Origin of the sequence: Caenispirillum salinarum, assembly GCF_044803115.1 — a bacterium.
GTDB classification, from domain to species: Bacteria; Pseudomonadota; Alphaproteobacteria; order Rhodospirillales; family Rhodospirillaceae; genus Caenispirillum; species Caenispirillum salinarum_A.
Genome location: NZ_CP085224.1, coordinates 2,262,831 through 2,281,508 on the forward strand (window position 1 = coordinate 2,262,831; position 18,678 = coordinate 2,281,508).

An 18,678-nucleotide genomic window follows, 5' to 3' on the forward strand; every position below is an offset into this window, starting at 1 on the left:
GCGACGGGGCGGCCGCTGCGACCGCCCCGGGCGACTCCTTGCGAGTCTAACCTTCCTTGCCGAATGGGGAAACCGGTGACCTTCCGTCGCCTTCCTTCAACCGCCGGTACGCCGCACGGACTCCCTGCGCCGCCCCCTGCGGTCCGTTTCGGCCGGGGGCGGTGCGGTGTGGTCCTCGTCGGACTCGCCCAGCGGCTCGATCCAGAATCGGCAGGAGGCGGTGCCGATGGCTTCGTCGTGGGCCAGGAATTCCGCCTGGTCGCGCGACATTGGGGCGCTGCGGCCATGAATCTGCGTGACGGAGCTTTTCCAGCACACACGATATAGCCCGCCGCGCGACACGGCCCGCTGCCCCGATTCGGTGCTCAACATCCGTTACCTCCATTTGCACGTATTATTCTTACTTCCGGATTGTCCGTCTACCGCAAGACGATTATCCGGCTTGTCCTTTGGGATAACAGCCAGGACGCTGATTCGATCCCTGCAGCAGGGCATTATTCCGCTTGCGATCGGCGGTTTTTCCTTTGTCCGGTCTTGCAACGTCTTTGCAGGCTCAAGGGATCGGGGCCGGATTGTCGTTACGGTTTCCCGGGTCGGCCGCGGCGAAACCGCGCGTTCCCATTCCGAAATTTGGTGGCGACCATGCAACGCCTTCCGCTTCCGGTTTCCATCTTTGGCGCGCTATGCTCGCCGAAAGAACGAGCCGAGGGTTGGAGGGCACCCATGACCGAGAAGCTCACGCGCGACGCCGGTGGTGCCGTCGACGACATCATCGCGGAAATGCGCCGCACCTTCCTGGATGAAGCGGCGGACACGCTGCGCGCCCTGGAACTGGTGGTGGAGGATGCCCGCCACGACCGGCTGCCCCAGGCCGACATGGTGCATCGGGTGCGCACCGATGCGGTGTCCCTGCGCGGGCAGGCGGCCAACCTGGGGCTGTCGCTGATCGCCACCGTGGCGGCGCGGCTGGAGGATTATCCCGTCGGCACGCGGCAGTTGCCGCCGCGCGGTTTCGACGACATGGAGGTCTTCATCGAGACGCTTCTCGACATCGTGGAAGGCCGCATCTCCATGGACACGGAGGCCGCGGCCCTGGTCCGCAAGCTGCCGCCCAAGGCGGGTTTCCGCGTCGGCGACATCGAAGTGCGCGACGTGGAGGTGCTGCTGGTCATGCCCTATGGCGCGGCGGCGCATTTCGTCGAGCGCGAGTTGCAGCAGTGCGGTTACCGCACCCATACCATCGGCAACACGTTCGACGCCCTGTCGATCATCGTGCGCACCAAGCCCGACCTGGTGATCGTCGGCGCGGTGATGCCCGACCTGTCGGGGATCGATCTGGTGATGGGCCTGCACGCCATGCCCCAGACCCGCAACATTCCAACCGCCCTGATCACCAGCCTCCCGCCCGAGGACGACTACCTGAAGCTGCTGCCGCCCGACGTGCCGGTGATCCACAAGGGCGCCCAGTTCGGCGACGACCTGGCCGACGCGCTGGACCGGCTGTTCCTGATCTGACGACCCCTGTAGGACGCAGCCGGTCGGCGCGCAGCCGGCCTTAGGCGCCCGAGGAGTCAACGAGAGTGGCTGCGCGCTTGCGCTCCAGTTCCGCCAAGTCGGCCTCAAGGGCTTTTTGGACCGCCGTCACCCGTGCCTCGCACGTTTCGGAAGGCGAGGCGCATTCGGCTTTGACTGCTGCGATCAGCGCGTCCGCTTCCGTCGCCCTCGTAGCGATCAGGCCGTCAAAGAAGGCGTCGCGGGCGTCAACACTGGGGAAGCTTTCGGGCGCCAGTAGCACCGTGACGGTCGCCGGGTACTTGTTCATGGCGCCTGAACCGGCATCGATGGCAACGCCGATCAGGCCGCCAAAAATGACGTTGCCGATCGTCATCGCCTCGAAGGAACTGGCGAGCACCCCGGCGCCGTTTTGGAACCCTTCCTTCTCGCACGCCACCGAGATGTTGTGCTTCGACTTCGGCACCTCAATGCTGCCAGGCGTAGGGTTGACAATGCCCAACACACCATTGGGACTGGAAAGCGTGCAGCTCGCGCCACTGGGGTCCGTCATGACGCTGACGTTCTGGGAGGTGCCCTCAACGATCGAGGAGCATGCGCCAAGCGCTAATGCGGTCGCGCCGACGCCGAGCAGCTTGAAAATATTCATGTGTGAAAGTTCCCTAGGGTAAGTTGATGGCGTACGATATTCCTCCTCCGTTCTTCGCGCAACAGCAATATCATATCGTCATAATCAACCTCAGCGTGCGCTGGGGTGGCGCGGGACAGATGCCGCCCCCATTCTTTTGGTCATGCCTGATTTCGCACCCAATCCATTTCACGAGGACCAACCGCATGGAAACGCGCCCGCTCGGACGCACCGGTCTGAACGTCTCGTCCATTTGCCTCGGCACCATGACCTTCGGCGAGCAGAACACCGAGGCCGAGGGTCACGCCCAACTGGACTACGCGCTGGATCACGGCGTCAACTTCCTGGACACCGCCGAGTTGTATCCCGTCACGCCCCGGCGCGAGACGCAGGGCCGGACAGAGGAGATCATCGGCACCTGGATGAAGGCGCGCGGTACGCGCGATCAGGTGGTCGTGGCGTCCAAGGTCGTCGGGCCGTCGCCGGCCATGGACTGGTTCCGCGGCCCCGATCATCGCCTGGACCGCGCCAACATCACCGCCGCCCTGGACGCCAGCCTGGCGCGGCTGCAGACGGATGTCATCGACCTCTACTACCTGCACTGGCCGGATCGGAAGACCAACTTCTTCGGTCAGCTCGGGTACACCCACGATCCCGATAACGAGGCCGTGGCGCTGGAGGAAAGCCTGTCGGTGCTGGCCGACATGCAGAAGGCCGGCAAGATCCGCCACATCGGCCTTTCCAATGAAACGCCCTGGGGCCTCATGCACGCGCTGCATCTGGCGGAAAGCAAGGGCCTGCCGCGCGTCGCCTGCGTCCAGAACCCCTACAACCTGCTCAACCGGTCCTACGAGGTGGGAATGGCCGAGTGTTCCATGAGGGAAGAGGCGGGGTTGTGCGCCTACAGCCCGCTCGGTTTCGGGACGCTGTCGGGCAAGTACCTGGGCGGGGCCATGCCGCGGGGGGCGCGCATCACGCTTTTTCCCGACCGCTACACCCGCTACACCAAGCCCCGCGCGGTGGCGGCGACCGAGGCTTATGTGGCGCTCGCGCGGGACCACGGGCTGGACCCGGCGCAGATGGCGCTGGCCTATGTGACGTCGCGGCCATTCGTGACCTCCAACATCATCGGTGCGACGACCATGGCGCAGCTTGAGAGCAACATCGCGAGCGCGGCGCTGGACCTGCCCGAGGCGGTGCTGGAAGGCATCGAGGCGATCCACGCCGACAACCCGAACCCGGCGCCCTGACGGGGCCCCCAACGGCGTAGTCCGGGCGAGGAAAGGGAAGACGGGGGCGGCCGTCGCCGCTAGACTGCGGCGGCCGTTCTCCGTTCACGCCCAGACTCAAGGTCCCTCTCCATGTACCTGGATTTCAAGAATTCCCTTTTCGGCGCGATTCCCTTTGGGAACGATTTCACCCATTTGGTGTTTGGACTTGTAGTGCTGTTGGTGACCGCCATCGTGTTTCGTCAGCCCGTGGGGAAATGGTCAACATTGCTGCCAGTCGTGCTGATCTCCCTTGCGATGGAACTGACGGACGTGTTGGTATATGGGCATGACGCGGGTGCCGCCGCGCGCGACTTCGTGACGTTCTGCCTGGTGCCGGCGATCCTGGTGCTGGTATTCCGACAAGGATGGGCCAAGGCGTGACACATTCCCACGACGACACCGCTTTGGGCGTGATCAATCTGGATGTCGGGGCGAACCTGGCGACGGCTTTGAAGGCCGTCATGGCCGCCGTGCGCGGACACCTGCCGCCGCCGCTGGCGGAGCAGTTCGCGCTGGACGTCACCCCGCCCGAATTTCCCGAAGTGCCGGCATCCAACGACTTCCTCGAGGCGCTGTTGCCGCACCTTGTGCCCGCCGTGCGCTTCCTGCGCGATGCCGGCGTGCCCGAGGATCACATCCGCGTCGTCGTCATGGAGGCGCTGGAGCCCTACCTGGCGCACGACGGGGACCTGCGCGCCGTGCATGGCGAGGTCGCTCCCGTCAGCCGCACCGATGCCGACGACGATGACGCGGACGCCATCGAGGGCCCGCGCCCGCCGGTCGCCGGCGACGATGCGGTGCATGTGGAGGCCGCCGAGGCCTCCGACAACACGCTGGTCGTGCGCGGCTGCGGCTACCTGCGCATGATGCGGGAGATGGGCGCGTCGGACCTGGGCGCCTGGATGACCTGCGGACTGGAGGAGCGCATTTGCACCCACCAGGGCCTGCGTCTTTTGAGCAACGGCCAGTACCGCGGCGGCAAGACCTGCCGCTTCCAGGATGTCAGCAAGGCGGCCGAGACAAGCGACTCCGGCTGACGGGCGCGGCGGCGGACCCTACCGCGAAGAGAACGTGAGCGCCTCTTCCGCCGCGCGGATCAGGGCGCGGGCCTTGTTCGCGCACTCCTGGTACTCGCTTTCCGGATCGCTGTCGGCCACGATGCCCGCGCCAGCCTGGATGTGCATGATGCCGTCCTTGACCAGTGCGGTCCGCAACGCGATGGCCGTGTCCATGCCGCCATTGGCCGCGATATAGCCGATGGCCCCGGCATAGAAGCTTCGGCGCAGACCTTCCAGTTCGTCGATGATCTCCATGGCGCGCACCTTGGGCGCGCCCGAGACCGTGCCGGCGGGAAAGCCCGCCATCAGCGCGTCCATGGCGTCCAGCCCAGGCCGGATGGTGCCTTCGACGTTGGAAACGATGTGCATGACGTGGCTGTAGTTCTCGATGACCATCTTCTCGGTCACCTTGATGGTGCCCACCTTGGTCACCCGGCCGACGTCATTGCGGCCCAGGTCCAGAAGCATCAGGTGCTCCGACAGCTCCTTGGGGTCGGCCAGCAGGTCGGCGGCGAGTTCCTTGTCTTCCGCGGCCGTGGCGCCGCGCTTGCGGGTGCCGGCGATGGGGCGGATGGTCACCGTGTCGTCGCGCAGCCGCACCAGGATTTCCGGGCTGGAGCCGACGATGGTGAAACCGCCCATGTCGAGGTGGAACAGGAACGGCGAGGGATTGGTCCGCCGCAGCGCGCGGTAGAGCTGGAACGGCGGAAGCTTGAATTCGAGGCCGTAGCGCTGCGACAGCACCACCTGGAAGATGTCGCCGTCTACGATATACTCCTTGGCCTTGGCGACCATGTCGTGGAACTGCGCGCGCGTGACGCTGGAGGTCGGCTCCGGCCGCTCCGCCCCCGGATGCAGGGGTTCGCGCCGATAGGGCAGGGAGCGCTCGAAATCCGCCACCGCGTCGGCAAGGCGTTCCTGTGCCTGCTCCCAGGCCGCGGCGGCGTCCACGCCCTGGCGCGGGCGGACAGGCGTGACCAGGGTCACCGAGTCCTTGATGGTGTCGAAGATCGCCATCAGCGTCGGCCGGATGAAGACGCCGTCCGGGATGCCCAGCGGGTCCGGGTTGCTGTCCGGCAGGGTCTCCACCAGACGCACCATGTCATAGCCCATGTAGCCCACCAGACCCGCGGCCATGGGTGGCAGGGTCTCGGGCAGATCGATGCGGCTTTCGGCGATCAAGCGCCGCAGACTGTCGAATGCGGTGCCGTCGGGCTGGAAGACGTCGGCGTCGGTGCGGGCTGATCGGTTGATCTCGGCCGCGTCGCCCCGGCAGCGCCAGATCAGGTCCGGCTTCAGCCCGATTATGGAATAGCGCCCGCGCACCGCGCCGCCCTCTACGCTTTCCAGCAGGAAGCTCATGGCCTGCCCGTCGGCAAGCTTGAGGTAGGCCGAGACAGGCGTTTCCAGGTCCGCCACCAGGGTGCGCCAGACCACCTGCGCCGCGCCCTGCTCGTAGAGGCGGGAGAAGGTGGCGAAGTCGGGATGCGCGGTCATGGAGCGGTCCTGCGGTGGGATGATGAAGCGGTGTGTTGAGGAAGGAGCGGGGCCACCCCGGGGGCGGCCCCGCAGACAGGGTGCTTAGAGGGTGCGCTCGATCAGCGCGCGGTCGACCGTCACGCCGTAGCGGTCCGCGAAGGCCTCCAGGAGCTGGGTCGACAGGTCGTCGGCCAGGCCGCGGCGGATTTCCGTCCGCACCTGCTCGAAGCCCTGGGCCTGGGTCGGCTGCTCGACGGGCAGGATGTCCGTCAGCTTGGCGACGACCCAACCGTCCCGGCCCCGTGCGACGGCCACGGCTCCCGGCGCATCGGCCTGGAACAGCTCTGCCACGGCGGCGGCGGGCAGCGGGCCGGCGGGCGTCTGCAGGCCCTGCGCATCGCGGCGGAAGGGCGGGGTCGTGCCGTGGGGCAGCCCGGCTTCCTCGGCCAGCGCCGGCAGGCGGGCGCCTTCGCGGATGCGGTCGGCGAAGCCGCGCGCCGTTTCCTCTGACAGGGTCTGGCGCGTCTCGGCCTGCCACAGGGCGACCACGTCCTCGCGCACGTCCTCGAACGGCCGCGGCTGCGGCGGGGTGATCTCGTCCACCCGCACGATGAAGAAGCCCCGGCCGATCTCTTCCAGCAGAGACTCGCGGCCGGCCTCAAGCGAGAAGGCCGTGTTGAGGAAAACCTCTTCCTCGGGCAGGGCGGAAACCGGCGCGCCCTCGGGGCCAAGGCCCTGCGGGTCGACGGCGGGGATGGTCAGAAGCTCCAGGTTCGACTGCCGCGCCGCTTCCTCCAGCGTCGCGCCACCGCCGAGGGCGTCCTCGACGTCGGCGGTCAGGTCGTAGAGCACGTCGACGGCCTTGTCGGCGGCGATCCGCTCGCGCACCTGGTCGCGCACGTCCTCCAGCGACGGCGTCTCGCCGGCCAGGATCTCGGCGACGTGGAAGACGTGCCAGCCGATGGGCGTCTGCACCGCGTCGCTGACGGCCCCTTCCTCCATGCCGAAGACCACGTCGGCGGCGCTGGGGGGCAGGGTGTCGGCGGTCATCGCACCCAGGTCCAGCGGCGGCGGCGCGCCGGCCTGCTCGGCGGCGTCCGCCAGCGTCGCACCGCCCTGGGCGGCTTCAGCCACGGCGCGGGCGGTCTGTTCGTCGCCCACCAGCACCTGAGAGATCACGCGCTGCTCGGCCTCTTCCAGCTGGGGCAGCATGGCCTCGTACTCGGCGCGCAGTTCCTCTTCCGTCACGTTGACCTCGTCGGTGAGGTCCGACGGGCGCATGACCAGCGCCGTCAGGGCGCGGTATTCCGGGGCGGTGAAGGCCTCGATGTTCTCGTCGTAGACAGTGCGCAGCTCCGGGTCGGCGGGGACCGGCGGCAGCTCCTGCGCCGCATCAGGCACGCGCAGCACGGCGGCCCGGCGTTCCTCGGCCACGCGCTCGAACAGGGGCACCACCAGCGGCTGGGGCGCCACCGCGCCGGCGGAGGCCGTGTTCAGCAGCGCCTCGCGAGTCAGGTCCTGGCTCAGGCCGCGCAGGAACTGCTCTTCCGTCAGGTTGTTCTGCGCCAGCACGCGGCGGAACAGGTCGCGGTCGAACTGGCCCTGCTGGTTCTGGAAGGCGGGGATCTCGGTGATGCGCTGGCGCAGGTCCTGGGGTGCGGGCTGCACGCCCAGGTCGGCGGCGGCGGCGTCGACCACCGCCTGCCGCGCCAGTTGGGCGATCACCTGATCCACCACGCCCAGGTCGCGGGCGCGCTCGGCGGTGATCTCGGGGCCGAGGACGCCGCGCAGGCGCTCCACCTCGCGCTGGAAGGCGGCCCGCACGGTCTGCGGAGAAACCTCCACATCGCCCACCTCGATGGCCGGCACGTCGCCACCGACACCGCGCACGACGTCGCCGATGCCCCAGATGCCGAAGCTGAAGATCAGGAGAATGAAGAGAACCTTGGCGGGGCCTTTGCTGGCACCCCTGCGAAGCGCGTCGAGCATGGTGCGGGGGAGTATCCGTCCTTGTGGAAAATCAGGTTTGGCGGGCATCTTAAGGGTCGGGTCCGGCCCCGGCAACCGGAGAAAATGGGGCGCCCGGCGCCTCCGCGCCCTGTGGTCAAGCGTTGCCGCCTGTGGTAGAGCAAACACCACCCGTATCTAGGAGGGATCGACCTGACATGACCGCGCGCCGTCCCCTGATTGCCGGCAACTGGAAGATGAACGGCCTTCGCGCCGACGGGCTCAAGCTGGTGGAGGGCCTGATTGCCCACCTCCGCGAGGGCGAGCAGCCCTTCGACATGCTGGTGTGCCCGCCGATGACGCTGGTTGCCGACGTCGCCGCCGCGTCCACCGCATCCACCCTTCTGGTGGGCGGCCAGGACTGCCACCAGAACGAGAAGGGCGCCCACACCGGCGACACCTCGGCCTGGATGCTCAAGGACGTCGGCGCCAGCCACGTCATCGTCGGTCACTCCGAGCGCCGCGCCGATCACGCCGAGTCGTCCGAAATGGTCAAGGCCAAGGCCGGCGCCGCCCACGCGGCGGGGCTGACCGCCATCATCTGCATCGGCGAGACCGAGGACGAGCGCGGCCGCGGCGAGGCGCTGGCCGTCGTTTCCGGGCAGCTTCTGGACAGCCTGCCGGACGGCGCGACGCCCGACAACACGGTCATCGCCTACGAGCCCGTCTGGGCCATCGGCACCGGCAAGACCGCCACGCCGGACGACGTGGCCGAAATGCACGGCGAGATCCGCAGGAAGGCGCACGAGAAGCTGGGCAGCGAGGCCAACCGCCTGCGCATCCTCTACGGCGGCTCCGTCAAGCCGGCCAACGCCGAGGAACTGCTGGCCCTGACCGACGTGGATGGCGCCCTTGTCGGCGGTGCCAGCCTGAAGGCCGAAGATTTCTGGGCCATCGCCAAGGCGGTGGGCTGACCCCGCGAAATGGGGCGCCGGGCCGGCTGAATGGCCTTTCGATGACATTTCATCTGGCCTTGAGCGGCGCGGCGCACTAAAACAGCGTCCAACGCACCACGAGACACCGCGGACGGGGCCGTCCTCCCTTTTCTGGCACGGCCCGCGTCCGCATTTGGGTTTAGAAGAGACCGATGATCACAGTAGTCCTCGTCATCCACCTGCTGATCTGCATCGCGCTGGTCGGGCTGATCCTCCTGCAGCGGTCCGAAGGCGGCGGGCTCGGCATGGGCGGCGGCGGTGGCGGCGGCGGCGCCGGTGGCGCCGGCCTGATGAGCGGCCGTGCCGCCGGCAACGCGCTGACCCGCACCACCGGCATCCTGGCGGCCGCCTTTTTCGCCACCAGCATGACGCTTGCGCTGCTCGCCAACGAGGGCAGCTCGCGCGCCGACGCCATCCTGGAGGACGCGCCCGTCGATCCGACTCCGGTTCCGGCCGTGCCGGGCGAGGGCGAGGCTCCGGCGGTGCCGGCCGAGCCGCAGGCGCCCATCGCCGGCGACTGATCATCCGCTGACGGAGGCGGCCCTGGGGCCGCCTCCCGCCGTTTCAAGCCGCCCGTTCCGTGGCGGCCCGTCAAGAAGAACCACGCCCGCCGGCGGACACGCGCGGCGGCGCGTTCCGATTCGAGGTTAGGGTACGTTCCCATGACGCGCTTCATCTTCATCACCGGTGGTGTGGTCTCCTCGCTGGGCAAGGGCCTGGCCTCGGCGGCGCTGGGCGCCGTTCTGCAGGCGCGCGGCTACAAGGTGCGCCTGCGCAAGCTGGACCCGTACCTGAACGTCGACCCCGGCACCATGAGCCCGACCCAGCACGGCGAGGTCTACGTCACCGATGACGGTGCGGAAACCGACCTGGACCTCGGCCACTACGAGCGTTTCACGGGCGTTCCGTCGCGCCGGTCGGATAACGTGACCACGGGCAAGATCTATTCCAACGTGCTCGCCAAGGAGCGCCGCGGCGACTACCTGGGCGGCACGGTGCAGGTCATTCCCCACGTCACCGACGCCATCAAGACCTTCGTCCTCTCCGACGTGGAGGACGAGGACTTCATGCTGATCGAGATCGGCGGCACCGTGGGCGACATCGAGGGCCTGCCGTTCCTGGAGGCCATCCGCCAGCTGGGCAACGAGCTGGGGCCGCAGCGAACCCTGTTCGTGCATCTGACCCTGCTGCCCTACATCCCGACGGCCGGCGAGTTGAAGACCAAGCCGACCCAGCACTCCGTGAAGGAACTCCTGAGCGTCGGCATCCAGCCCGACATCCTCATGTGCCGGGCCGACCGGCCGATTCCCGACGGCGAGCGCCGCAAGATCGCGCTGTTCTGCAATGTACCCTACGAAAACGTGATCCCGGCGCTGGATGTCGGCTCCATCTACGAGGTGCCGATTTCCTACCACCAGGAAAAGCTCGACATCCAGGTGCTCAAGCACTTCGGCATCGAGGCCGCGCCGGTGGTGGACCTGTCGCGTTGGGAGCGCGTGACCGAGCGTGTCGCAAAGCCCGAGGGCGAGGTGACCATCGCCGTCGTCGGCAAGTACACCTCGCTGCTGGACAGCTACAAGTCCCTGGCCGAGGCCATGACCCACGGCGGCATCGCCAACAACGTCAAGGTCAAGCTGGAGTGGATGGACGCGACCATCTTCGAGAAGGAAGACGCGGCCTACCACCTGGAGAACGTCTCCGGCATCCTCATTCCCGGCGGCTTCGGCGAGCGTGGGGCCGAGGGCAAGATCAAGGCGGTTCAGTTCGCCCGCGAACGCAAGGTGCCGTTCCTGGGCATCTGCTTCGGCATGCAGATGGCCGTCATCGAGGCCGCGCGGAACATGGCAGGCCTGGAAAACGCCAGCTCCAGCGAGTTCGGCCCCACCGACGAGCCGCTGGTGGGCATCATGACGGAATGGCTGCAGGGCAACACGCTGGTGCGCCGCAACGTCAACGACGACCTGGGCGGCACCATGCGCCTTGGCGCCTACGAGTGCCACCTGAAGGAAGGCTCGCTGGTGCGCGAGGTCTATGGCACCGAACGCATCTTTGAGCGCCACCGCCACCGCTACGAGGTCAACATCAACTACCGCGAAAAGCTGGAAGAGGCGGGGCTGACGTTCTCGGGCATGTCGCCGGACGGCGTGCTGCCGGAAATCGTCGAGAATCCGGACCATCCGTGGTTCATTGGCGTGCAGTTCCACCCCGAACTCAAGTCCAAGCCCTTCGATCCGCACCCGCTGTTCACCGCGTTCGTGAAGGCGGCGGTGGATCGCTCGCGGCTGGTTTAAAAGCGCTGCGCGCGCGGGGCCAGCCCCGCACCCCGCCGGAGGCGGAAGCCTCCGGACCTCCATTTTTCCTGATAGAAGACTGGAGGGTTTGGGAGGCCGTGCCTTCCAATCGGGGATCGGGGGCGGAAGCCCCCGTATCTGTATCAGAGGATGCACGACATGACCGCTGCCCCCATTCGTCATGTTTCCGCCGGGTCGGTGACCTTCGGCAACGACCTGCCGCTGGCGCTGATCGCCGGCCCCTGCCAGATGGAAAGCCGCGACCACGCGCTGGAGACGGCGTCGGCGCTGAAGGAAATCGCGGCGCGGGTCGGCATGCCGCTGGTCTACAAGTCCAGCTTCGACAAGGCCAACCGCACCAGCCTGGGCGGCCGTCGCGGCCTGGGTCTGGGGAAGGCGCTGCCGGTCTTCGCCGAAATCCGGGAGTCCTTAAGCCTGCCGGTGCTGACGGACATCCACGAGCGCGAGCAGTGCCTGCCCGTGGCCGAAGTGGTGGACATTCTGCAAATCCCGGCCTTCCTGTGCCGCCAGACGGACCTTCTGGTCGCCGCCGCCGAGACGGGCGCGGTGATCAACGTGAAGAAGGGCCAGTTCCTGGCGCCGTGGGACATGAAGAACGTGGTCGCCAAGCTGGACGGCAGCGGCAACGAGCGTGTGATCGTGACCGAGCGCGGCGCGTCGTTTGGCTACAACACCCTGGTGACCGACATGCGCGGCCTTCCGCAGATGGCGCACGACACGGGCGCGCCGGTGGTCTTCGACGCCACCCACAGCGTCCAGCAGCCGGGCGGGCAGGGCGGCAGCTCGGGCGGCGACCGCCGGTTCGCGCCGGTGCTGGCGCGCGCGGCCGTGGCGGTGGGCATCGCGGGCGTCTTCATGGAGACGCACCCCGACCCGGACCATGCGCCGTCCGACGGCCCGAACATGATCCCGCTGTCGGGCCTGGAGCCCATCCTGGCGCTGCTGAAGGAGATCGACGGCATCGCCAAGAGGCATCCGGTGGTGCTGGATTGACGTTTCAAGGGCGGCTTCGCGTGATGCGGGGCCGTCCTTTTCGCATCCGTTCCCGGCCGCTCCGGTTCGTAACGGGACGTTGCCTTGCCAAGCGCCCTTCGCGGGGCTATGACGGACACGGTTTCAAGACCCACCCAATTCTATTTCAGGGGCTGGACTCACCATGACTGCCATTATCGACATCCACGGCCGCGAAATTCTCGACAGCCGCGGCAATCCCACCGTCGAGGTCGACGTGATCCTGGAAAGCGGCGCCTTCGGCCGCGCCGCGGTTCCGTCGGGCGCCTCCACCGGCGTTCACGAGGCCGTGGAGCTGCGCGACAAGGACCAGGGCCGCTACCTGGGCAAGGGCGTGCTGCAGGCCGTGGACAGCGTCAACGGCGAAATCTTCCAGGCGCTGTCTGGCATGGAAGCCGAAGAGCAGCTGGTGATCGATCAGACTATGATTGACCTGGACGGCACGCCCAACAAGGCCCGCCTGGGCGCCAACGCCATTCTGGGCACGTCGCTGGCCGTCGCCAAGGCGGCGGCGGAAGAGGCCGGCCTGCCGCTCTACCGCTACATCGGCGGTGCCTTCGCGCACACCCTGCCGGTGCCGATGATGAACATCGTCAACGGCGGCGAGCACGCCGATAATCCCATCGACATCCAGGAATTCATGATCATGCCCGTGTCGGCCGGCAGCATCGCCGAGGCCGTCCGCATGGGCGCCGAGATCTTCCATCACCTGAAGAAGAAGCTGTCGGCCGCCGGCCTGAACACCAACGTCGGCGACGAGGGCGGCTTCGCGCCCAACCTGAAGTCCTCGGAAGAGGCGCTGACCTTCATCATGCAGGCCATCGAGGCCGCCGGCTACAAGCCGGGCGACGACATCATGCTGGCGCTGGACGCCGCGTCGTCCGAGTTCTTCAAGGACGGCAAGTACGAGATGAAGGGCGAGGGCAAGAGCCTCGACCGCGAAGGCATGGTCAAGTACCTGGAAGACCTGTGCAACCGCTTCCCCATCCTGTCCATCGAGGACGGCATGTCCGAGGACGACTGGGAGGGCTGGAAGATGCTGACCGACACCATCGGCAATCGCGTGCAGCTGGTGGGCGACGACCTGTTCGTCACCAACCCCGAGCGTCTGGCCGACGGCATCGCCAAGGGCGTGGGCAACTCCATCCTGGTGAAGGTCAACCAGATCGGCACCCTGTCCGAGACGCTGGAAGCCGTGGAGATGGCGCACAAGGCCAACTACACGGCCGTCCTGTCGCACCGTTCGGGCGAGACCGAGGACGCGACCATCGCCGACATCGCGGTCGCCACCAACTGCGGCCAGATCAAGACCGGCTCGCTGTCGCGCACCGACCGCATGGCCAAGTACAACCAGCTCATCCGCATCGAGGAAGAACTGGACACCGCCGCGGTGTTCATGGGCCGGGGCGTCCTGCGCACCTGAGGCGTGTTGAATTACCGATGACGGGAAGGGGCGGCGCCTGCGGGTGCCGCCCTTTCTTTTATTGGCGCCAGGACATGCCGTCGCGCGGCAACCGTCCGAAGTCGTCGATGATCGTTACCCGGTGCGGCGGCCGGCCGCTCCAGCGCCAGAAGATCGCGTTACGGTGGGGGAACCCTGCGGCTTGCCCAGCACCTGGCGCGAAGCTCTCGACAATGATCCCGGCGATGCCTTCGGCCATCAGCCTTCGCGCCAAATGCCACGACGGCGGCTCCTCGCCCTGGCTTGCAAGGAGTTCCCAAGGGCAGGCGAGGTCGCCGAGGGTGACGTTCAGGCGCGCGCGCTCCTCGGCATCCGTCAGGTTGGCGACATCCGCGCAGTCCACGTCATAGGCGCAGAGGGTCAGAGGCTGAGGCTTGAAGGGAAAAGCCTGCTGAGCCTCAAGCCACGCGGTTTCTGGTCTGAGCGAGGTGTAGAGCGCTGGCGTACCCTTGGGATTGAAGCGGCCGCCATGCAAGGCGGCGCCGTCTCCGGAGGTTGGGGCGAAAGACCAGCGCGGGTTGTGCGCGCGGTACACCAGCCCCTTCAGCCGCATCAGGCGTAGCCGCCGACGGCAATGCGGCTGAGGTACGCCTTCACGTCTTCTGCCCGGCCTTCCTTGACAAGGTCCTCGGCCGTGCGGTCACCGAAGGAGGGCAGGGGTTGCGCTCGATACCACGCGAAGGCCTGCGGGACCGAACCCGTCCAGGGCAGCACACGATTGATGATCTCCACCACGTCTCGCAGCCGCGCCTGTGTCGCACGAGAGGAGAGGCGGGCGCGCTTGGAGACGGCATCACGCGAAAGGCCAAAAGCCACGGCCATTTCCGTCTTGGAGACGTGCAGGGCCGAGATGAGGCGATCTGTGGAGATCGCGCCATCCGGCGTGACAACCTCGTTCAGGAACGCTTCGGCGGGCGCCATCTGTCTGCCTCGAAACTTGTACCCTTTTCGAGACAAATTATGGGGCAAAAATGCGCTCCCTTCAAGCCACCGCCGCCAAAGACGCCACGTCTCCGCCGACGATGAGCGGCAGGTGTTCGGTGATCTTCGCCACCGGCCAGTCCCACCATGCCGCCTGCAGCAGTGTCTCCACGTCGGCATCGGAGAACCGGCGGCGGATGATGCGGGCGGGGTTGCCGGCGGCCACGGCGTAGGGCGGGACATCCTCGGTCACCACGGCGCGGGCGGCGATGACGGCGCCGTGGCCGATGGCGACCCCGGGCATCACAAGGCAGTCATGGCCGAGCCACACGTCATGGCCGATGATGGTGTCTCCCTTGTGGGGGAAGTTCGTCTCGCCATCGTGTCGGCCGCTCCAGCCGCCCCCGAAGATGGGGAAGGGAAAGGTGCTGATGCCGTCCGTGCGGTGGTTGCCGCCGTTCATGACGAAGGTCGCCTTCCACGCAATCGCGCAGAACCGGCCGATCACCAGCCGGTCGCCGATGAAGTCGAAGTGGTAAAGCACGTTCTTCTCGAACGTCTCGGGTCCCTCGGGATCATCGTAGTAGGTGTACTCGCCCGCCTCGATCAGCGGGTTGTCGACAAGCGGCTTCAGGAAGCCCACGCGACGGATACCCGGCAGCGGGTAGGGCGTCATGGGGTCCGGCAGGATCATGGCAGGGTCGGCGGGCATGGGCGCCTCCTGGCGCGGCGGTTGCGATCTTCGACGGATGGTATATCACCTCTTCGGGTGAGTTCCCTCGGCAACACCTTCCGACTCGTTGATATTGCTTGCGTTACGGCAGTTGACGCCCGAGTCGCGGCGTGATTCTCTATGACCATGGTCCTGATGAATGAAATACGCCGCCGCCTGCGCTATGCCGTCGCTCCCCTGGTGGGGATGGGCGCAGTGGTCTATTTCAGCTACCATATCGTCCAGGGCGACCGCGGGCTCATCGCCTGGGTTCACCTGAAGAACGAAATCGTCAAGGCCGAGGACACGCTGTCCGAAATCCGGGCCCGCAAGGAACGCCTGGAAAGCCGGGTCAGCCTGCTGCGGCCCGACAGCATGGACCCCGACATGCTCGAGGAACGGGCGCGCATCATGCTCAACATGGGCCGCCCCGACGAGCGCATCATTCCCCTCGACCGCTTCTGATTCGTGCATCATTGCGGCCGGGCCGCGCCGCGCCGTACACGCGCAATGCCTTTGTGTCCGCCCCGCCCTACCCGTGCGGGTAGATCGGCTGCCGCAACGGACGGTCATAAGTGTGCGTTGACTTACACGTTTCGTGAAGTTTTCAGCATGTCCGGCCGCTCTTTTGCGACCGCGAATGTCCCGCGTCGTCGTGCGGAATGACTCATTCCCGTTCTTGAACAGTAGCTTAACCGAAAAGCAGTTAAGTTCTCTTTGTGCGTTGCAAAACAAGGGCTTACACACAGCGCGCCCTTGAAAAACGCGCCGCGATGCGTAGTTTCAGAGGGACCAACCGGCCGCATCGCGCGGACCGACCGTCATTTCGGGGAGGAACCATGGCCACCCAACGCCGCAAGCCCAAGTCCTCTGCCCCCCAGAGCGACGTTTCCATCACCCCCGACGATCTCAAGGCCTACTACCGCGACATGCTCCTGATCCGCCGCTTCGAGGAGAAGGCGGGTCAGCTGTACGGCATGGGCCTGATCGGCGGGTTCTGTCACCTCTACATCGGACAGGAAGCCGTCGTCGTCGGCGTGCAGGCCTGCGCCAATCCGGGTGACACCATCATCACCAGCTACCGCGACCACGGCCACATGCTGGCGACCCAGATGGACCCCAAGGGCGTGATGGCCGAACTGACGGGCCGGCGCGGGGGCTATTCCAAGGGCAAGGGCGGCTCCATGCACATGTTCAGCCGCGAGAAGGGCTTCTTCGGCGGTCACGGCATCGTCGGTGCTCAGGTGCCGCTGGGTACGGGCCTGGCCTTCGCCCACAAGTACAACGAGGACAACGGCGTCACCTACTGCTACCTGGGTGACGGCGCGGTGAACCAGGGCCAGGTCTACGAAAGCTTCAACATGGCCGCCCTGTGGAAGCTGCCGGTGATTTACGTCATCGAGAACAACAAGTACGGCATGGGCACGTCGGTCGCCCGCCACTCCGCCAACCCCGATCTGCACGAGCGCGGCCACGCCTACGGCATTCCCGGCAAGGCGGTGGACGGCATGGACGTGGTCAACGTCCGCAAGGAGACGCAGGGCGTGGTCGACTGGGTGCGCGAGGGCAACGGCCCCTACATCCTGGAGATGGAAACCTACCGCTACCGCGGCCACTCCATGTCCGACCCGGCCAAGTACCGCACCAAGGAAGAGGTGTCGAAGATGCGGTCGGAACGCGACCCCATCGACAACCTCCGCAAGCGCCTCATGGACGAGGCCGGCATGAGCGAGGACGACCTCAAGCAGATCGACAAGGAGATCAAGGGCATCGTCGCCGAGGCGGCCGAGTTCGCGCAGAACAGCCCGGAACCCGATCCGGCCGAGCTGTACACCGAAGTGCTGGTTGACCTCTGAGGCGATAGGAGCGAGCGAAGACCAATGGCTACTGAAATCCTGATGCCCGCCCTCTCGCCGACCATGACGGAGGGCAAGCTGGCCAAGTGGCTCAAGAAGGAGGGCGACGAGGTCGCCGCCGGCGACATTATCGCCGAGATCGAGACCGACAAGGCCACCATGGAGTTCGAGGCGGTCGACGAAGGCACCATGGGCAAGATCCTGGTCGACGAGGGCACCGAAGGCGTGCAGGTCAACCAGCCCATCGCCATCCTGCTTGAGGAGGGCGACGACGCCTCCGCCGCCGAGGATCTGGCCGCCAAGGCCGCCGAGGCTCCCGCGGAAAAGCACGAGCCCCAGGCCGAGGTCGGCGCCACCACGCCGCAGCCGGCCGACGACAGCCAGCAGCTCCCCTCCGGCCGCAACGAACCGCCGGCCGAGCAGCCGCAGACCGGCGAGCTGGTGGAGCCTGTCATCAACACCACCACGGCCTACGCCCCCTACATGGAGGCCGAGCCGACCTACGACAAATTCAAGCGCCAGACGGTGCGCGAGGCCCTGCGCGACGCCATGGCCGAGGAAATGCGCAAGGACGAGAAGGTCTTCCTCATGGGCGAGGAAGTGGCCGAGTACCAGGGCGCCTACAAGGTCACCCAGGGGCTGCTGGACGAGTTCGGCGACAAGCGCGTGATCGATACGCCGATCACCGAGCAGGGCTTCGCCGGGCTGGGCGTGGGTGCTGCCTTCGGCGGCCTGCGGCCCATCGTCGAGTTCATGACCTTCAACTTCGCCATGCAGGCGATCGACCAGATCATCAACTCGGCGGCCAAGACCCTTTACATGGCTGGCGGCCAGATGGGCTGCCCCATGGTCTTCCGCGGCCCCAACGGCGCGGCTTCCCGCGTCGCTGCGCAGCACAGCCAGGACTACGCCTCGTGGTACGCCCACTGCCCCGGCCTGAAGGTGCTGGCGCCGTGGTCGGCGGCGGACGCCAAGGGCCTGCTCAAGGCCGCCATCCGGGACCCCAACCCGGTGGTGTTCCTGGAACACGAGATGATGTACGGCCAGAGCTTCGACGTGCCCGACGTCGAGGACTTCGTGCTGCCCATCGGCAAGGCAAAGGTGGAGCGCGAGGGCAAGGACGTCACCATCGTCTCGTACTCGCGCATGGTCGGTGTCTCGCTGGATGCGGCGGCGCTGCTGGCCGACGAGGGCATCGACGCCGAGGTCATCAACCTCCGCACCATTCGCCCCATGGACATCAACACCATCATCGCCAGCGTGCGGAAGACCAACCGCATCGTGACGGTGGAGGAAGGCTGGCCCGTCGCCGGCATCGGCTCGGAGATCAGTGCGGTCATGATGGAACAGTGCTTCGACTGGCTGGATGCGCCCGTGAAGCGCGTGGCCGGCACCGACGTGCCCATGCCCTACGCCGCGAACCTGGAAAAGCTGGCCCTGCCGCAGCCCGAAAACGTTCGGGATGCCGCGAAGGCCGTGCTCTACAAGTAAATCCGGCGGAAGGAGACAAGGCA

At 66.8% G+C, this 18,678-nt stretch carries 19 protein-coding genes; 12 read left to right on the forward strand and 7 right to left on the reverse strand.

Translation table 11 applies throughout. The features are described from left to right. Nucleotides 1–96 precede the first annotated feature (96 nt). Nucleotides 97–372: a hypothetical protein gene (locus LG334_RS10330; protein WP_404385809.1), complete on the reverse strand. Its 276-nt coding sequence runs from the start codon at nucleotides 370–372 to the stop codon at nucleotides 97–99. Nucleotides 373–723: 351 nt separating this feature from the next. Here LG334_RS10330 and LG334_RS10335 point away from each other — a divergent pair, with 351 nt between their 5' ends. After that, nucleotides 724–1,515, forward strand: coding sequence for an Hpt domain-containing protein (locus LG334_RS10335; RefSeq protein WP_404385811.1), 792 nt, complete (start codon nucleotides 724–726; stop codon nucleotides 1,513–1,515). Between the two features lie 40 nt (nucleotides 1,516–1,555). On the opposite strand, the gene LG334_RS10340 is transcribed toward LG334_RS10335, so the two are convergent. Next, complete coding sequence (locus tag LG334_RS10340; protein WP_404385813.1) at nucleotides 1,556–2,161, reverse strand: hypothetical protein; 606 nt, start codon at nucleotides 2,159–2,161, stop codon at nucleotides 1,556–1,558. 185 nt (nucleotides 2,162–2,346) lie between these two features. Here LG334_RS10340 and LG334_RS10345 point away from each other — a divergent pair, with 185 nt between their 5' ends. The 3 genes from LG334_RS10345 to LG334_RS10355 all read left to right on the forward strand — a co-directional run bounded on the left by LG334_RS10345 (nucleotide 2,347) and on the right by LG334_RS10355 (nucleotide 4,448). Next, nucleotides 2,347–3,390 carry an NADP(H)-dependent aldo-keto reductase gene (locus LG334_RS10345; RefSeq protein WP_404385815.1) on the forward strand — a complete coding sequence of 348 codons (1,044 nt, stop codon included), beginning with the start codon at nucleotides 2,347–2,349 and terminating at the stop codon, nucleotides 3,388–3,390. A 111-nt stretch (nucleotides 3,391–3,501) separates the two neighbouring features. Further along, nucleotides 3,502–3,792: a hypothetical protein gene (locus LG334_RS10350; protein WP_404385817.1), complete on the forward strand. Its 291-nt coding sequence runs from the start codon at nucleotides 3,502–3,504 to the stop codon at nucleotides 3,790–3,792. Next, complete coding sequence (locus LG334_RS10355; RefSeq protein ID WP_404385819.1) at nucleotides 3,789–4,448, forward strand: hypothetical protein; 660 nt, start codon at nucleotides 3,789–3,791, stop codon at nucleotides 4,446–4,448. The genes LG334_RS10350 and LG334_RS10355 overlap by 4 nt, the downstream gene beginning before the upstream one ends. An 18-nt stretch (nucleotides 4,449–4,466) precedes the next feature. Here the strand turns inward: LG334_RS10355 and trpE are convergent, their stop codons facing one another. Together trpE and LG334_RS10365 are read right to left on the reverse strand one after the other, a co-directional pair. Beyond that, entirely contained in the window at nucleotides 4,467–5,966 is a 1,500-nt protein-coding gene (gene trpE, locus LG334_RS10360) for an anthranilate synthase component I (RefSeq protein WP_404385821.1), read from the reverse strand. A gap of 84 nt (nucleotides 5,967–6,050) precedes the next feature. Further along, nucleotides 6,051–7,937: a SurA N-terminal domain-containing protein gene (locus tag LG334_RS10365; RefSeq protein ID WP_404385823.1), complete on the reverse strand. Its 1,887-nt coding sequence runs from the start codon at nucleotides 7,935–7,937 to the stop codon at nucleotides 6,051–6,053. A 176-nt stretch (nucleotides 7,938–8,113) separates the two neighbouring features. Here LG334_RS10365 and tpiA point away from each other — a divergent pair, with 176 nt between their 5' ends. From tpiA to eno, 5 genes are all read left to right on the forward strand, one after another. Beyond that, nucleotides 8,114–8,869 carry a triose-phosphate isomerase gene (gene tpiA, locus LG334_RS10370; RefSeq protein WP_404385825.1) on the forward strand — a complete coding sequence of 252 codons (756 nt, stop codon included), beginning with the start codon at nucleotides 8,114–8,116 and terminating at the stop codon, nucleotides 8,867–8,869. A 173-nt stretch (nucleotides 8,870–9,042) separates the two neighbouring features. Continuing rightward, the gene (gene secG, locus LG334_RS10375; protein ID WP_404385827.1) at nucleotides 9,043–9,411 is read left to right on the forward strand and encodes a preprotein translocase subunit SecG; all 369 of its coding nucleotides are present in this window, start codon (nucleotides 9,043–9,045) and stop codon (nucleotides 9,409–9,411) included. A 141-nt stretch (nucleotides 9,412–9,552) separates the two neighbouring features. Next, entirely contained in the window at nucleotides 9,553–11,181 is a 1,629-nt protein-coding gene (locus LG334_RS10380) for a CTP synthase (RefSeq protein WP_404385829.1), read from the forward strand. Nucleotides 11,182–11,340: 159 nt separating this feature from the next. Then, a complete protein-coding gene (gene kdsA, locus LG334_RS10385; protein WP_404385831.1) occupies nucleotides 11,341–12,195 on the forward strand; it encodes a 3-deoxy-8-phosphooctulonate synthase in 855 nt (284 codons plus the stop codon). Between the two features lie 163 nt (nucleotides 12,196–12,358). After that, nucleotides 12,359–13,636 carry a phosphopyruvate hydratase gene (eno, locus tag LG334_RS10390; RefSeq protein WP_404385833.1) on the forward strand — a complete coding sequence of 426 codons (1,278 nt, stop codon included), beginning with the start codon at nucleotides 12,359–12,361 and terminating at the stop codon, nucleotides 13,634–13,636. 58 nt (nucleotides 13,637–13,694) lie between these two features. On the opposite strand, the gene LG334_RS10395 is transcribed toward eno, so the two are convergent. The 3 genes from LG334_RS10395 to LG334_RS10405 form a co-directional block, all read right to left on the reverse strand. Further along, nucleotides 13,695–14,228 (reverse strand): RES family NAD+ phosphorylase, encoded by a 534-nt coding sequence (locus tag LG334_RS10395; protein WP_404385835.1) that lies wholly within the window; start codon nucleotides 14,226–14,228, stop codon nucleotides 13,695–13,697. Continuing rightward, on the reverse strand, nucleotides 14,228–14,596 hold the full coding sequence (locus LG334_RS10400; protein ID WP_404385837.1) for an antitoxin Xre/MbcA/ParS toxin-binding domain-containing protein: 369 nt from the start codon (nucleotides 14,594–14,596) through the stop codon (nucleotides 14,228–14,230). Before LG334_RS10400 ends, LG334_RS10395 begins: the two co-directional genes overlap by 1 nt. A gap of 61 nt (nucleotides 14,597–14,657) precedes the next feature. Next, the gene (locus LG334_RS10405) at nucleotides 14,658–15,290 is read right to left on the reverse strand and encodes a CatB-related O-acetyltransferase (protein ID WP_404386350.1); all 633 of its coding nucleotides are present in this window, start codon (nucleotides 15,288–15,290) and stop codon (nucleotides 14,658–14,660) included. Nucleotides 15,291–15,464: 174 nt separating this feature from the next. Between LG334_RS10405 and LG334_RS10410 the strand changes: the two genes are divergently transcribed. From LG334_RS10410 to LG334_RS10420, 3 genes are all read left to right on the forward strand, one after another. Then, a complete protein-coding gene (locus tag LG334_RS10410) occupies nucleotides 15,465–15,773 on the forward strand; it encodes a septum formation initiator family protein (RefSeq protein WP_009541607.1) in 309 nt (102 codons plus the stop codon). A gap of 374 nt (nucleotides 15,774–16,147) precedes the next feature. After that, the gene (gene pdhA, locus LG334_RS10415; RefSeq protein WP_404385839.1) at nucleotides 16,148–17,164 is read left to right on the forward strand and encodes a pyruvate dehydrogenase (acetyl-transferring) E1 component subunit alpha; all 1,017 of its coding nucleotides are present in this window, start codon (nucleotides 16,148–16,150) and stop codon (nucleotides 17,162–17,164) included. A gap of 24 nt (nucleotides 17,165–17,188) precedes the next feature. Continuing rightward, nucleotides 17,189–18,655: a pyruvate dehydrogenase complex E1 component subunit beta gene (locus LG334_RS10420; protein WP_404385841.1), complete on the forward strand. Its 1,467-nt coding sequence runs from the start codon at nucleotides 17,189–17,191 to the stop codon at nucleotides 18,653–18,655. The last annotated feature ends 23 nt before the right edge of the window (nucleotides 18,656–18,678 follow it).